Source organism: Zymomonas sp., assembly GCF_020216885.1.
In the GTDB taxonomy this organism is placed as follows: Bacteria; Pseudomonadota; Alphaproteobacteria; order Sphingomonadales; family Sphingomonadaceae; genus Zymomonas.
This window is the reverse complement of record NZ_JAIWON010000080.1, coordinates 1-13,460: the sequence shown is the minus strand read 5'-3', so window position 1 is coordinate 13,460 and position 13,460 is coordinate 1. Positions and strand designations below refer to the sequence as shown.

General features: G+C 48.7%; 13 protein-coding genes. 4 read left to right on the top strand and 9 right to left on the bottom strand.

The features are described from left to right. The 6 genes from nusB to LDL18_RS04370 all read right to left on the bottom strand — a co-directional run. On the bottom strand, positions 1-467 hold a 467-nt coding region (nusB, locus tag LDL18_RS04395), incomplete at its 3' end, for a transcription antitermination factor NusB (protein WP_296507163.1). Continuing rightward, positions 467-1,759 carry a histidinol dehydrogenase gene (hisD, locus tag LDL18_RS04390; RefSeq protein ID WP_296507162.1) on the bottom strand — a complete coding sequence of 431 codons (1,293 nt, stop codon included), beginning with the start codon at positions 1,757-1,759 and terminating at the stop codon, positions 467-469. The genes nusB and hisD, both read right to left, overlap by 1 nt. Continuing rightward, the gene (gene hisG / locus LDL18_RS04385; RefSeq protein ID WP_296507161.1) at positions 1,749-2,417 is read right to left on the bottom strand and encodes an ATP phosphoribosyltransferase; all 669 of its coding nucleotides are present in this window, start codon (positions 2,415-2,417) and stop codon (positions 1,749-1,751) included. The genes hisD and hisG overlap by 11 nt, the downstream gene beginning before the upstream one ends. Positions 2,418-2,505: 88 nt before the next feature. Then, on the bottom strand, positions 2,506-2,811 hold the full coding sequence (locus LDL18_RS04380; protein WP_296507160.1) for a BolA family protein: 306 nt from the start codon (positions 2,809-2,811) through the stop codon (positions 2,506-2,508). Positions 2,812-3,176: 365 nt separating this feature from the next. Next, positions 3,177-5,339, bottom strand: a complete 2,163-nt coding sequence (shc, locus tag LDL18_RS04375; RefSeq protein ID WP_296507159.1) for a squalene--hopene cyclase — start codon at positions 5,337-5,339, stop codon at positions 3,177-3,179. 54 nt (positions 5,340-5,393) lie between these two features. Continuing rightward, positions 5,394-5,900 (bottom strand): TetR/AcrR family transcriptional regulator, encoded by a 507-nt coding sequence (locus tag LDL18_RS04370; RefSeq protein WP_296507158.1) that lies wholly within the window; start codon positions 5,898-5,900, stop codon positions 5,394-5,396. 170 nt (positions 5,901-6,070) lie between these two features. Here LDL18_RS04370 and LDL18_RS04365 point away from each other — a divergent pair, with 170 nt between their 5' ends. From LDL18_RS04365 to cobT, 3 genes are read left to right on the top strand one after another with little or no spacing between them, the layout of a single operon-like run. After that, positions 6,071-6,694, top strand: a complete 624-nt coding sequence (locus LDL18_RS04365) for a J domain-containing protein (protein WP_296507157.1) — start codon at positions 6,071-6,073, stop codon at positions 6,692-6,694. A gap of 28 nt (positions 6,695-6,722) precedes the next feature. Then, positions 6,723-7,706, top strand: coding sequence for a cobaltochelatase subunit CobS (gene cobS, locus LDL18_RS04360; protein ID WP_296507156.1), 984 nt, complete (start codon positions 6,723-6,725; stop codon positions 7,704-7,706). A gap of 6 nt (positions 7,707-7,712) precedes the next feature. Next, positions 7,713-9,575, top strand: a complete 1,863-nt coding sequence (gene cobT, locus LDL18_RS04355) for a cobaltochelatase subunit CobT (RefSeq protein ID WP_296507155.1) — start codon at positions 7,713-7,715, stop codon at positions 9,573-9,575. 127 nt (positions 9,576-9,702) lie between these two features. Here cobT and ssb read toward each other — a convergent pair whose 3' ends face one another. The 3 genes from ssb to LDL18_RS04340 all read right to left on the bottom strand — a co-directional run bounded on the left by ssb (position 9,703) and on the right by LDL18_RS04340 (position 12,608). Next, the gene (gene ssb / locus LDL18_RS04350; protein ID WP_296507154.1) at positions 9,703-10,281 is read right to left on the bottom strand and encodes a single-stranded DNA-binding protein; all 579 of its coding nucleotides are present in this window, start codon (positions 10,279-10,281) and stop codon (positions 9,703-9,705) included. 96 nt (positions 10,282-10,377) lie between these two features. Then, entirely contained in the window at positions 10,378-12,300 is a 1,923-nt protein-coding gene (gene feoB, locus LDL18_RS04345) for a ferrous iron transport protein B (RefSeq protein ID WP_296507153.1), read from the bottom strand. Between the two features lie 5 nt (positions 12,301-12,305). Then, on the bottom strand, positions 12,306-12,608 hold the full coding sequence (locus LDL18_RS04340) for a FeoA family protein (RefSeq protein ID WP_011241306.1): 303 nt from the start codon (positions 12,606-12,608) through the stop codon (positions 12,306-12,308). A 351-nt stretch (positions 12,609-12,959) separates the two neighbouring features. Between LDL18_RS04340 and LDL18_RS04335 the strand changes: the two genes are divergently transcribed. Next, a partial coding sequence (locus LDL18_RS04335; RefSeq protein ID WP_296507152.1) for a PHP domain-containing protein occupies positions 12,960-13,460 on the top strand: 501 nt, incomplete at its 3' end.

The window sequence follows — 13,460 nt, the reverse complement described above, 5'->3', positions numbered from 1 at the left end:
TTATTTGATGAACGCAGTTTCTTGGCAACCGTATCTAGCAAACCGTTCACAAAATTCTTTTCTTGACGGTCATAGAAGGCATTCGCAACGTCAATATATTCGCTGATAACTGTTGCGGTTGGAATATCGGGACGAGCCAGTAATTCATACGTTCCGGCACGCAAAATCTGGCGCATCGGACGATCCAAGCGATCGAGGCTCCATCTTTCCGATAGATTTTCAGAAATAACGCGATCTATTTCTTCACAACGCGCACCAACACCTCTGACGATATCGTCAAAAAAGCTCGGCTCTGCTTTGGTATATGTCGCGTCTTCAATGGTCGCTCCCAAACGATACTGATGGAATTCATCCAACAGAATGTTGAGCGGCGTTTTTTCCATTTCACGTTGATAGAGTGCCTGAACGGCAGCCAATCTGGCTGCCGAACGGGCGTTTTTATGAGGGCGTTTTTGCGCTTGCGCCATTATTTATTAAGCCTTGATATCACAGATTCAGCGTGAGCAGGCAGGCCTTCAGCCTTTGCCAAAGTCACGGCCGCAGGGCCAATCTTACTTAAAGCCTCTTGCGAGCAATTAAGATAGGTGGTGCGCTTCATAAAGTCGATAACCGACAATCCAGAAGAGAAACGCGCACGACGACCGGTTGGCAAAACATGATTTGGGCCCCCGACATAATCACCAATGGCTTCTGGCGTATAACGGCCAAGGAAGACCGAACCAGAGTGGTGCACATTGGCAAATAAAGCATCAGGATCAGCCACCGCCAATTCAAGATGTTCCGGTGCCAGACGGTCAACCAAAGCAGGGGCTTCATCCAAAGATTGCACCAAAATAGTGGCGCCGTGTTTGTCCCAGCTTTCGCGAGCAACCTTTTGGGTTTCCAGCTTTTCCAGTCGTCTTCCAACCGCTTCGATCGTTTTTTCGATCAAATCTTCGGAATCAGAAATCAAAATCGACTGGCTGGTCGGGTCATGTTCAGCCTGACTCAAAAGATCGGCGGCTAACCATTCAGGATCGTTGTCCTTATCGGCAACCACCACGATTTCAGACGGGCCTGCAACCATATCAATGCCGACCTGACCGTAAAGCTGACGCTTGGCTTCTGCTACCCAAGCGTTACCGGGGCCCACAACGACATCAACCGGCTTAATCTTTTCGGTTCCCAACGCCAAAGCCGCGACAGCCTGCGCGCCACCAATTTTCCAGATTTCATCGACTTCGGAAATGACAGCAGCGGCAATCACCGCCGGATTAACAAAACCATCGGGGGTCGGGGTAACCATCACCAGACGCTTTACACCGGCGACTTTAGCCGGAACCGCATTCATCAAAACAGATGAACAATAAGCAGCCCGTCCACCGGGAACATAAAGACCGGCGGCTTCAACGGCCTGCCAACGAACACCCATGCGAACGCCAGCGGCATCGGTCATCTCGCTGCTTTCAGGCAGCTGGTTTTCGTGGCAGTGACGAATACGGGTCGCGGCCAGTTTCAAAGCGTCCATCAATTCCGAAGGCAAGGAGTCACAAGCCTTCTTGATTTCTTCTTGGGTCAGCTGCCACCCACCCTTATTCAGATCATGACGATCGAATTTCTGGGTCAATTCGGCAATAGCGACATCACCGCGTTTTTTGACATCGGCAATAATAGCCGAGACATCACGGGAAACATCGCCTTCGCTTTCCCGTCTTTCATCCACTAACCGAGTAAAATCAGCTTCAAAATCAGCCTTACGGCTATCTAATTTAAGCAACATTATCCGCAACTCCTACCAAACGGCGGAAATTTTCAACCAAGGGCGCAATATCGCCTGCCCGCATTTTAAACGCGGCACGGTTGACGATAAGACGAGCGGAAATCGGCATAATTTTTTCGACTTCAACCAACCCGTTTTCTTCCAAGGTGCGCCCTGACGAGACGAGATCGACAATCCGGCCCGCAAGACCCAGAGCAGGGGCGATTTCCATCGCACCATTGAGCTTAATACACTCAGCCTGAACCCCGCGAGCCTCGAAATGTCGATGCGTCAAATGCGGGTATTTGGTAGCAACACGGACATGGCTCCATTCCCGTGGGTCATCATCTTTCGCAAGCCTTTTCGGCTCCGCTATAGAAAGACGACAGTGACCGATATCAAGGTCAACTGGCGCATAAAGCTCGGGATAGCTGAATTCTTCAATAACATCGGAACCGACAATACCCATCTGGGCAGCCCCATGCGCAACAAAAGTTGCAACATCAAAGGCGCGAACCCGAATAATTTCGATATCGGGGCGGTTTGTTTTGAATTGCAGCAACCGGCTTTCTTTATCCAAAAAGGCCGGCTCAGGAATGATACCGGCGGCCTCCAACATAGGAAGCGCCTCTTTCAGAATACGACCTTTCGGGATAGCAAAGACAAGCGGTTTAGTCATGATGGAGGTTCCATACCCCTTGAAGCCCTATTCAGCAAGAAAAGGCGACATAAAAAGGCGAAAAAAAACAGATACAAGAGAAGTCAGGCTATTCCTGCCTTAAAGGCGTGCTGAGTTTCAGTCTCAAAGCATGAATCCGGTCGGGTAACAGGTCGCCTAACGCCTTGTGAACCATTCTTTCCCGACTGATTCGGCTTTCATTTTCAAATGCTTGGGCAACAAGAGTTACCGTAAAATGGCTTTCGCTCCGATGCGGATGACCGGCATGGCCTGCATGTTTGTTGCTATCATCTTCGATGACCAGCGTCTCCGGCGAGAAAGCGGCCTCCAAGCGTTTTCGTATTAAACGCGCTATTGGGGCTTCATTATTGTCGGATGGGCTGGACATATTCATAAAATTTCCCTCAATTTTGGGGTTATCGCGATAACAGCCTATTCTAAATTGAGATGATTTAAAAATTTTCCAGACTGATTTTTATTTTTATGCTCGAAAAACGGCAGAATGACGGGATTTTAACGACTATTCTTAAAGAAAATTCTTGGAAAAATATCCCGCATTACAAGGCGATAATCGCGCCTCTCTTTGGATAGATCAAGGTCTTAAGGGATCGGTAAAAATTTCGAGGGATAACGGCTTTCCATTTTAAAATATCCAGTAATCTGTCCGATCAAAGAGAGCGGTTCTTATCCTTTTAACCTCGATCCTCGAAAATAGGACGGATTTGTCTTTTTTGAAAAAACGCCTCCGTCCCCATACTATCAATTATTCAAATCAATCAGTCTCTCTGCCCGACTTAACGCCATAATCGGGAAGAATTGCCGATAAAAATCATAACGCAGCATAAAGGCACGTGACAGTTCAGCGCCTTGAAGCAAACGTTTCGACAAAGCCGGATCATCCAACTTGATCGTCTGACCCACGCCATAACCAGGGAATCCGGTGCCGGTGAACTCTTCTTCTTTCCAGCTACCATCTTGTTCTTGGCGATCAATCAGATAATGGCATCCTTTGGCAATGGCTTCGTAATCTTCGGGACGATTGGCGGCGATCAATCCCATGACTGCCCAAGCGGTTTGGGAAGGGGTCGTTGATCCTTTCCCGATAGAGTCAATTTCCATATAGGAAGAACAGCTTTCGCCCCAACCGCCATCTTCCTGCTGATGCGCGACCAGCCAATCACAAGCCTTCGTGATATAAGGCTGGGACATATCTTCACCGATCGCTGCCAAAGCAGGAAGAACCGCACCGGTGCCATAGATATAATTAACGCCCCAACGGCCAAACCAAGCGCCGTTAGATTCCTGTTCAGAACGAACATACTCAATCGCTTTTTGGACAACCGGTAAATCGCGGGACAGTCCCAAGGTGCCAAAAGCCTCCAAGACATGCGCCGTCACATCGACTGAAGGCGGATCAATAGATTCTCCGAAATCACAGAAAGGAATTTTAGAAAGGATACTTCTGTTATTATCCTTATCAAAGGCACCCCAACCGCCACATTCGCTTTGCATCGCGATCAACCAGTTAACGCCACGGGTAATCGCGTCTTCAACGCCTTTTGCTTGCCACTCCGCCTTATCGCGATAAGAGGAAAGGGCAATCAAAGCGACGGCGGTATCATCGGTATCGGGATAACGATCATTGGCATATTCAAATGCCCATCCACCGGGTTCAACATCGGGCAATTTGATTGACCAATCGCCTTTGACTTTGACCTGTCGAGCCAACAGCCAATCGGCGGCCTTATCCATTTCCGGCGTAAAACGATCCTCAGCCTTGGCATCTTTTAACGCCATCAAGGCCAACATTGTATCCCATACCGGACTATTGGTGGCCTGTATCCAAGAAGCCTCGCCTCTGTCATGCCGCCAACCGGGATCATCCAAAGCAGACAAGGCCTTGGCCATTACCGGATGATAAAGCTGATAACCTTCACCATGTAACGCCATCAAACCATAGACCCAAGGCGGTTGAATCCCACCCCAACCACCATCGGCATCCTGATGCCGGATGATCCATTCCAAAACATGACGGATAGCGGCTTCACGCAACCCATTACGCTTTAACAGATTGGACTGAACCCAATGTAATCCACGGTCAGTGGTTCTGAAGAATTGCGACCAAAGATTGATGCCTTCTTTTTTCGGCAATTCATAATCAAAATTCTGTCGGCCTTCGGGAAATAACGCATCCAAACGGTCTTCTGGGCGTAATGGTCGGCTTGGCCGTCTCGCGGACAGGATAGCAATCGGCACCATGGTTGCCCGCGCCCATTGGGCAAAATTATAAATCGAAAAGACAAAATTATCAGGAAACCAGATAATTTCAGGCGGCAGGTTAGGGGTCTTTTCCCAAGGCCATTCCCCGATCAAAGCCAGCCAATATCGGGTGAAGACGCGGATATTTTTCAATCCGCCTTTTTCGGCAATCCATGTAGCGGCTTTTTTCAAAACCGGATTGTCGGCAGAATACCCCAAAGACCGCAAGGCGGCATAGGCTTCAACGGTGGCATTGATATCGCCATTTCCAGCGCCAAAATAAACCCCCCAAGAGCCATCTTCCCGCTGCATTTCCAAAAGGGCGTTGCCCAATCTTGGACGAAGCGGATGATCTTCCAGACCCAAAAACCACAAGGCCAGACACCATTCTGCTTCCATAGAAGCATTGGATTCCACGGCACCGACCCAATGACCATCGGGTTTTTGTTGTCCAATCAGCCAGTCACAGGCTGAAACAAGGGTATTATTCAGACTATTCCCCATAGTCTTGAATATCGTTTTATCGACTTTTGCCGTCGGTTCAGGCCGCCGGTTCGGTCTTTTCAGGGTATCCGTTCCGATGATGGTATCGGAAGCTGGTTTATACGAGGTTTTTTCCGCCCCGAAAATCTTCTTCATTAACAAGCGACTTAAGCTATTCATTCTGTCAATACCCATACGAAACAGATAAATTTATTTGAATGATGCACGACCAGCCTAGGCTACCGGCACCAGTTTTTTGATATCGTCAAACACGGTCGCCCATTCGCTTTCCGACATTTTGATAAAGCCAAGGCTCCTTAATAAAAAAGCGCCCTCGGCTGCGAAAAGCATGGTGCGGATATGCCTTGCCTCTTCGGATTGTCCCAAATTTTTCTCCATCCATCCGGCATACCATGCCTGTATTTTTTTCAGATGATTGGGCGATTGCAGTAACGTCACCAGCATGCCTACCATGCGGGCGCTAGTGGCATCATCAATCTGGCTGGATGCCTGCACATAGGCGCGGGCTTTTCCGGCTGGACTATCATCCGATCGGCTATATGCCTTTACTTCATAATCAAAAGCAGCAATCCAACGGTCAATCAAAGCCGTAATCAAATCGTCTTTGCTACCGAAACAATATTGTAGCCCACCCTTGGTAATGCCCGCCTCTTTGGCCACTGCATCAAGAGTCATGGCTGTTGCGCCTGCTCTTTGAACCAGTTGTTCTGCAGACTTCAAGACCCTTTCCCTGTCAATGGTTTTGGGGCGTGCCATAAATACCTCATTATTTCATTCCATCCGGCTGGAATTAAACTAGAAATTTTTTACTTTCAAGCTATATCTAAGAAGGATATCGCGAGACAGGAAAGGACAAGGCTCTTTAACTTCGATATTCCAAGAGCCGGAATATGGGGACAAGTTTGGCGGAAAGAGACAGAAAAAGCACTTCCGAACGATTCCACGGGCGGGTGTCAGGGCAAGATCGCCTTTGCGAGCATTCGGGTTGCAGCAAGCTCGGTGAGTTCAAAGCTCCTCGTCAATCAGGCGAAATACCGCCAGACGGGGGCGATAGTCGCTGGCATTGGTTTTGCCTCGAACATGTGCGCGCCTTTAATAATAGTTATAATTATTTTGAAGGTATGTCCGAGGAAGAAATCTATCACGAACAACGCCCCTATAGTGGTTGGGAAACAGAAAGCCGTGCCTTTGCCACCCATGGCAGCACACCCCCGCCACGCTGGGCTGATTTCAAAGACCCTCTTGATGCGGTGGCTGCCCGCTTTAAACGATCAGGCGATAAAGGTTTTTTTCATCGCCAAAGCGGAAAGCGTGTTTCCCCTTCTGACGAAAAGGCCTTAAAAACGCTAGGACTTGAAGCCGGAGCCGATCGGGGTAAACTTCGTAAAAGATATGCCGAATTACTGCGGCGCTATCATCCTGACCGCAATGGAGGCAACCGCTCTTATGAGAAAGCATTACAGGATGTTATCGCCGCTTATACGCATTTGAAATCCTCTGCTGTTTTTGCCTAATATCACACGTTATTCTCAAGGAAAGATCATGGCTGAGTTCGACAATTTTCAATCTGACAGTGAAACGGTTCTCGACGCGCCGGATATCAAGGTAAAGGTAAGGGATGTCTTTGGCATTGATTCCGATATGGAAGTCCCTGCTTTCTCGATTGCCGATGAACGGGTGCCGGATCTTGATCCAGCTTATATCTTCGACAAAGAAACGACCCTCGCGATTTTGGCAGGCTTTGCCTATAATCGGCGGGTGATGGTGCAGGGCTATCACGGCACCGGTAAATCCTCTCATATCGAACAGATCGCCGCGCGGCTGAAATGGCCGACCATGCGCGTCAATCTTGATGCCCATATCAGCCGTATCGACTTGATCGGCCGCGATGCAATCGTGCTGCGCGATGGTCAGCAGATCACCGAATTTCAAGAAGGCATCCTGCCTTGGGCTTTGCAAACGCCGACGGCCTTAGTTTTCGATGAATATGATGCCGGTCGTCCTGATGTGATGTTCGTGATCCAACGCGTTTTGGAAACCAGTGGCAAGCTGACTTTGCTGGATCAAAATCGTGTTATCCGTCCTAACCCGTATTTCCGTTTGTTCGCAACGGCGAATACCGTTGGTTTGGGCGATACCAGCGGCCTTTATCATGGTACGCAACAGATCAACCAAGGCCAAATGGATCGCTGGAATATCGTCACAAGGCTGAATTACCTTCCATCTGAAACGGAAGAAAAGATCATCCTTGCGAAACGCCCCGATTATGACAGCGAAGAAGGCAAAAAGCTGATTGCCCGTATGGTCAGCGTTGCAGACCTGACCCGCGCTGGCTTTATCAATGGCGATATCTCAACTGTGATGAGCCCCAGAACCGTTTTAAGCTGGGCTGAAAATGAATCCATTTTCAAAGACACAGCTTTTGCCTTCAAGGTTTCTTTCCTGAATCGCTGTGACGAATCCGAAAGACCGCTGGTGGCTGAATATTACCAGCGCGTTTTTGGTCAGGATTTACCGCTGGACTAATATGTAATGAAAGAGCCGCGCGCCATGGCTGACGATACCCAATTCGATAAATTCCGGCAGTATTTAAGCGGCGTTGCCCGTGCGATTGCGGATAAGCCTAATCTGGATGTCCGTTTTACGACCCAAACGCCTTCTATGAAGGATGATGTGATTTCGGTGCCGATGCCCGATAGATCGCTTTCGCCTGAAAATGTAGCTTTGGCGCGTGGGGTAAGTGATGCTTTTGCGCTCAAGGCCAAATGGCATAATCCGCTGTTACATGCTGAAAAAAGACCGATAGATGCCCAAGCCAGCCATATCCTCGATGGGCTGGAACAGGCACGGGTAGAATCGCTTGGCGCGCAAGCGATGGAAGGCGTGCGGCAAAATTTGAAAGTGGCCTTGGAATCCGAATTGTCCAAGACCAATTTGTCGCAAATTAAAATTCGGGAAGAAGTGCCGTTAGACATCGCCCTGCCGCTGTTATTGCGCGAAAGAATGACGGGCGATGCCCCGCCAGAATCGGCCAAAAAAGCCTTAGAATTATTGCGCCCTTGGGTCGAAGAAAAAGCGGATAAGGCCTTGGATGCCTTGGCGCAATCGGCTTCCGATCAATCCAGTTTCACCCATCAAGCCTTAAATCTGTTGCAAGATTTACAAATCATCTCGCTACAAGATCAACCGGAAACCAAGCCCACGGATTCCGATGATGCCCATGGCGAAGACGAGGAAGAAACACCGAAAGGCGCAGAAAGCAAACCCGATCAAGGGGATGAAGACAGCAGCAGTGAAGCCACCGAAATGAAGGGGCAGGGGCAACAAGCGGATGACTCGGAGGAAATAACCTCTTCTACCAGCCATGACGGCGAGGATGGCGAAGACCAAGAAAATGGCGGCGGCGATGACGAAGGTGAAGGATTATCTCCCGATGCCTCCGGCCAAAAAATGCTGTCACCGAATGCCTTCGATTATAAAATCTATACGACTCGCTATGACGAGGTAGTCGCTGCCCATGACCTCTGTGATGAAGAAGAGTTGCGGCGGCTGCGTTCTTATCTCGATCAGCAGTTAAACGCCCTTCATGGCATGGTGACACGGCTGGCCAATCGCCTCCAACGCCGCTTACAGGCGCAACAAAATCGCCATTGGGACTTTGATCAGGAAGAAGGCCTGTTGGACTCCGCTCGCCTATCGCGTGTGGTCGCCAATCCTTTGCTTCCTCTCAGCTATAAGATCGAAAGGGAGGCCAGCTTTAAAGATACGGTCGTCACCCTTCTGATTGACAATTCCGGTTCAATGCGGGGGCGGCCTATTTCAATAGCGGCGATTTCGACGGATATTTTGGCGCGCACATTAGAGCGTTGCGGGGTCAGAACTGAAATTCTTGGCTTTACAACGCGGGCATGGAAAGGCGGGAACAGCCGCGAAGACTGGACAAATAACGGTCGTCCAGCGGCTCCGGGGCGTTTAAATGATCTAAGGCATATTATTTATAAAGAAGCAGATGAACCGTGGCGGCGGGCGAAAAATTCGCTTGGTCTGATGATGCGGGAAGGACTGTTAAAAGAAAATATCGACGGTGAAGCCCTGTTATGGGCGCATAATCGTCTTTTGGCTCGGCCAGAAGATCGCCGTATCTTGATGGTGATTTCCGACGGTGCGCCGGTGGATGATTCCACACTTTCCGTCAACAGCAGCAGCTTTCTTGAAAAGCATCTGCGGAAAGTCATCGACTGGATCGAAAATAAATCGCCGGTGGAATTGCTAGCCATTGGTATCGGCCATGATGTAACCCGCTATTATAAACGGGCGGTAACGCTGATGGATGCCGAGCAACTGGGTGGTGCTATTGTCGAACAACTGGCCGCTCTTTTTGACGATAAAAAATAACCGGCATTAAAGTTAGAAGATCGACGCTCTTCTAAACAGAAATCCTATATCGTATTCTTGAATAGCGGCTCCAGCCACAAAAAAAGCCCGATAAAATCGGGCTTTTTTATTACCGTAGAATGAAATTCTAGAAAGGCACATCATCATCCAAATCATCCATGCCAAAAGGATCATGGCTGGTGTTGGAAGAAGGCGCATCACCAAAGCCGCCGCTGCTTTTGCCCCATTCATTGTTAGACGATCCGGCATTACCGCCACCGAAACCGCCGCCTGCATTCTGCTGGCCGCCACCAAATCCAGAGCCGCTACCGCCCCCAAAATTATTGCCACCGCCGTTGAAATCACCGCCGCCACTGCGACCATCCAACATCACAAGGCTGGCATTGAATCCTTGCAAAACAACTTCAGTCGAATAGCGATCCTGACCGGACTGATCTTGCCATTTACGGGTTTGCAACTGACCTTCAATGTAGACTTTGCTACCCTTCCGCAAATATTGCTCGGCAACTTTCACCAAACCTTCGCTGAAAATGGCGACAGAATGCCATTCAGTTTTTTCGCGTCGTTCACCGCTATTGCGATCACGCCATGTTTCAGAGGTCGCAATTCGTAAATTAGCCACTCTGTTACCATTGCTAAAGCTTCTTATTTCGGGGTCACGCCCCAAATTACCCAGCAAAATAACTTTGTTGACACTGCCTGCCATAAAATTCCCTCAACACTATTCGTTGTTCTTTCCATAGCCGTTTTTTTTCGATTTTGCCAAAGGCTTTCCTGAAAAAGCCCTCGGCAAAAACAAATTTTAAAGCCCAAACATTCGGGCAACATGGAAAACGATTGTCGAAGCAACATAGGCAAGGGTGAACAGATAGCCCAAGGTGAATAACGGCCATTTCCAACCATTGGTTTCACGGCGGATCACGGCGATAGTGGAAAGACATTGCGGCGCGAAAACAAACCACGCCAAAAAAGCCAAGGCTTGCGACAATGGCCATGCTTTTCTAAGGGTTCCGATCAGGGATTCTTGCGTTTTTTCTTCATCGCTACTGTCAATTGAATAGACTGTAGCCAAGGCGCTAACAGCGACTTCACGCGCCGCCATAGCGGGAATAACAGCCATCGTCATCGCATGATTAAAACCGGCAGGCTTCATGATTGGGTCAAGGGCTGCCGCCACCCGTCCAGCAATAGAATATTCACTCTGTGGCACGCCTTCCGGCGCGCGTGGAAAGGCCAAAACAGCCCATAAAGCGACCGATACCGTTAAAATGATCGTGCCAGCGCGCTTTAAAAAGATCATCGCTCTTTGCCATAATCCCAACATGATATCGCGCAAAATTGGCATTTGGTAACGCGGCATTTCGATCAAAAATAGGCCAGATTTGCCTTTGGCTAGGGTATAGCGGAAAATCAAAGCCACCAGCATGGCGGCAACAATACCCGCAACATACAGCAAGAACATCACCAAGCCTTGCAAGCCAATCTTCAAACCGATTTCCTTATCAGGCACAAAGGCACCGATAAGAACACTATAGACGGGAAGACGCGCAGAGCAGGTCATCAAAGGCGCGATCAAAATCGTTGTTAAACGGCTTTTTGGGTCTTCGATCGAACGGGTCGCCATAATACCGGGAATGGCACAGGCAAAAGAGGACAACAAAGGAATAAAGGCACGGCCAGTCAAGCCCACTTTTGCCATCAATCTGTCCATCAAGAAGGCTGCCCGCACCATATAGCCGGAACCTTCCAAAAGGAGGATAAACAGAAACAGGATCAAAATCTGGGGCAAAAAGACCAGAACCGAACCAACACCGGCAATCACCCCATCGACAATCAAGGAACGGATCAGACCTTCTGGCAGTAATGGCCTGATATAGGCCTCCAAAGCTGTAAATCCGTCTTCAATCCAGCCAATCGGAGTTTGCGACCAAGCAAAAACCGCCTGAAACATGAAAAACATCAGGCCAGCCAGAATGATCGGGCCCAAAATCGGATGCAAAACAATGTCGTCGATTTTCTGCGTCCAACCCTTGGGCTTGTGAACGACCTTGGTAACTTCCTTGGTCAGACGTTGGGCTTCTGGTTGGTAAGAAGAAATATCTTTTAGAATCGGCGCGCCACTCGCGGCCAATACGGCGGCGGCTTCGGTCTTGGAAGGCTGCTTGGCTATCTGATCGACCAGATGGGCAACTTCCTGTTTGACTTCTTCAATACCGCGCCGTCTGACCGCTACCGTTGGGATAACCTTGGCACCCAGCTTTTCGGACAACAGATTGATATCAATCTTCAAACCGTCACGCTCAGCCATATCGACCATATTCAGCGCGAAAATAGTTGGAATTTTCAAACTCAATAACTGCAAGGCAAAGCGCAAATGAAGTCCAAGATTGGTCGCATCCAAAACGACAAGCAGGATATCCGGTATTTTTTCATTCGGCATCTGACCGAATAAAACATCACGGGTCACCCGTTCATCGGCACTTCCGGGATCAAGACTATAGGTGCCGGGTAAATCAACCACTTCAACAGGGCGACCATCCGGCAAAGCCATATGACCATATTTCCGTTCAACCGTCACACCGGGATAATTGCCGACTTTCTGATGTGCGCCGGTCAAGGCGTTGAATAAGGCAGATTTCCCCGTATTCGGATTGCCGACCATGGCAATCAGAGGGTTGTTGTTGTCAATAGAGGGGGGCGAGTTATCTTCGCAATGTCCGTTCATGGAAGTCAGGCCTGTCCTACAGTTGATCGGGAAGAGGACGCTTTTTCCGAAAGGGCTGGTTCCGGTGCGGCATCAGGGTCTTTGACAGAAATAACCGAAGCCTCCTGCTGTCGAATAGCAATCAATATTCTATCAACGCGACAGGCAATTGGGTCACGACTGATCGGGGCAAAATGCTGTAATTCGACTTCGGCACCTTTATGAAAACCCAAATCCCGCAAACGGCGTCCGATTTCTGGAGGTAACGCAGACCAATCGATATCCGTGATAACCGTTGCTTTCTTTAATGGCATCTCATTAAGGCGCATAGTTATTATCCTGTTCAAACCAGATTATGTTTTGTTCTTTCGCTCTTTATTAACGCTAAAACTATAATCCAAAAGTCATTCTCTTTATCTATAATGACAATATCTAATATAAGACATGCCTTGTCATAAATGGATAGATAATGCAACTGCTTATCAATATAATGTAATATTATAACATAACAATGTTAGGCCAATCTGGCTTTACAAAGTTACTTTCTTTTACGAGGAAAGATTTTCATCAAACAGCATTCTCTGCTATTCAAATCAAAATATTTCCATCTAAAAAATACGGTTGAAAACTGTTCTTAGGACAGGCACCTCTTTTTTGTCTTTTTAGCCTTGGGTCACTCTATGCCTTATACTTCCTTCGTTCCGTTGCGGATTTTTTCCGGTTTCACCATGTTGGAAGGAGCGATCGAGCCAAAAGACATCACTCAACATGCCAAAAAAATGGGTTTTCCGGCGGCGGCTATTTGTGATCGTAATGGCCTTTATGGCGTGATGACTTTTTCTGACAGCGGGAAAAAAGACGGGGTTCAGCCGATTATTGGTAGCCTGCTTGCGGTGGCTCGTCCGCTGCGCGGCGGTGAAGCCAGTGGGCAAGAATTAAAAATAGATTGGCTGCCGCTCTATGCACAGGATGAAGACGGCTATAACAATCTTTGTGCCTTGGTATCCCATGCCCATCTGGGTCGTCCGCTCGAATTGCCGCCCCATGTTTCGATGGAATTTCTTGAACAACATAGTCAGGGGCTTCTCGCGCTTACTGGCGGTAAAGAAGGCGCTTTGGCGCGCTTACTGGCAGAAGAACAGCAAAGCGAGGCCGAAGCCTATTTAACGATTTTACAAAAA

Excerpts from the sequence above, each read along its gene's own strand:
- hisD (WP_296507162.1), bottom strand. The coding sequence starts at position 1,759 with ATGTTGCTTAAATTAGATAGCCGTAAGGCTGATTTTGAAGCTGATTTT.
- hisG (WP_296507161.1), bottom strand. The coding sequence starts at position 2,417 with ATGACTAAACCGCTTGTCTTTGCTATCCCGAAAGGTCGTATTCTGAAA.
- LDL18_RS04380 (WP_296507160.1), bottom strand. The coding sequence starts at position 2,811 with ATGAATATGTCCAGCCCATCCGACAATAATGAAGCCCCAATAGCGCGT.
- shc (WP_296507159.1), bottom strand. The coding sequence starts at position 5,339 with ATGAATAGCTTAAGTCGCTTGTTAATGAAGAAGATTTTCGGGGCGGAA.
- LDL18_RS04365 (WP_296507157.1), top strand. The coding sequence starts at position 6,071 with ATGGGGACAAGTTTGGCGGAAAGAGACAGAAAAAGCACTTCCGAACGA.
- cobS (WP_296507156.1), top strand. The coding sequence starts at position 6,723 with ATGGCTGAGTTCGACAATTTTCAATCTGACAGTGAAACGGTTCTCGAC.
- cobT (WP_296507155.1), top strand. The coding sequence starts at position 7,713 with ATGAAAGAGCCGCGCGCCATGGCTGACGATACCCAATTCGATAAATTC.
- ssb (WP_296507154.1), bottom strand. The coding sequence starts at position 10,281 with ATGGCAGGCAGTGTCAACAAAGTTATTTTGCTGGGTAATTTGGGGCGT.
- feoB (WP_296507153.1), bottom strand. The coding sequence starts at position 12,300 with ATGAACGGACATTGCGAAGATAACTCGCCCCCCTCTATTGACAACAAC.
- LDL18_RS04340 (WP_011241306.1), bottom strand. The coding sequence starts at position 12,608 with ATGCGCCTTAATGAGATGCCATTAAAGAAAGCAACGGTTATCACGGAT.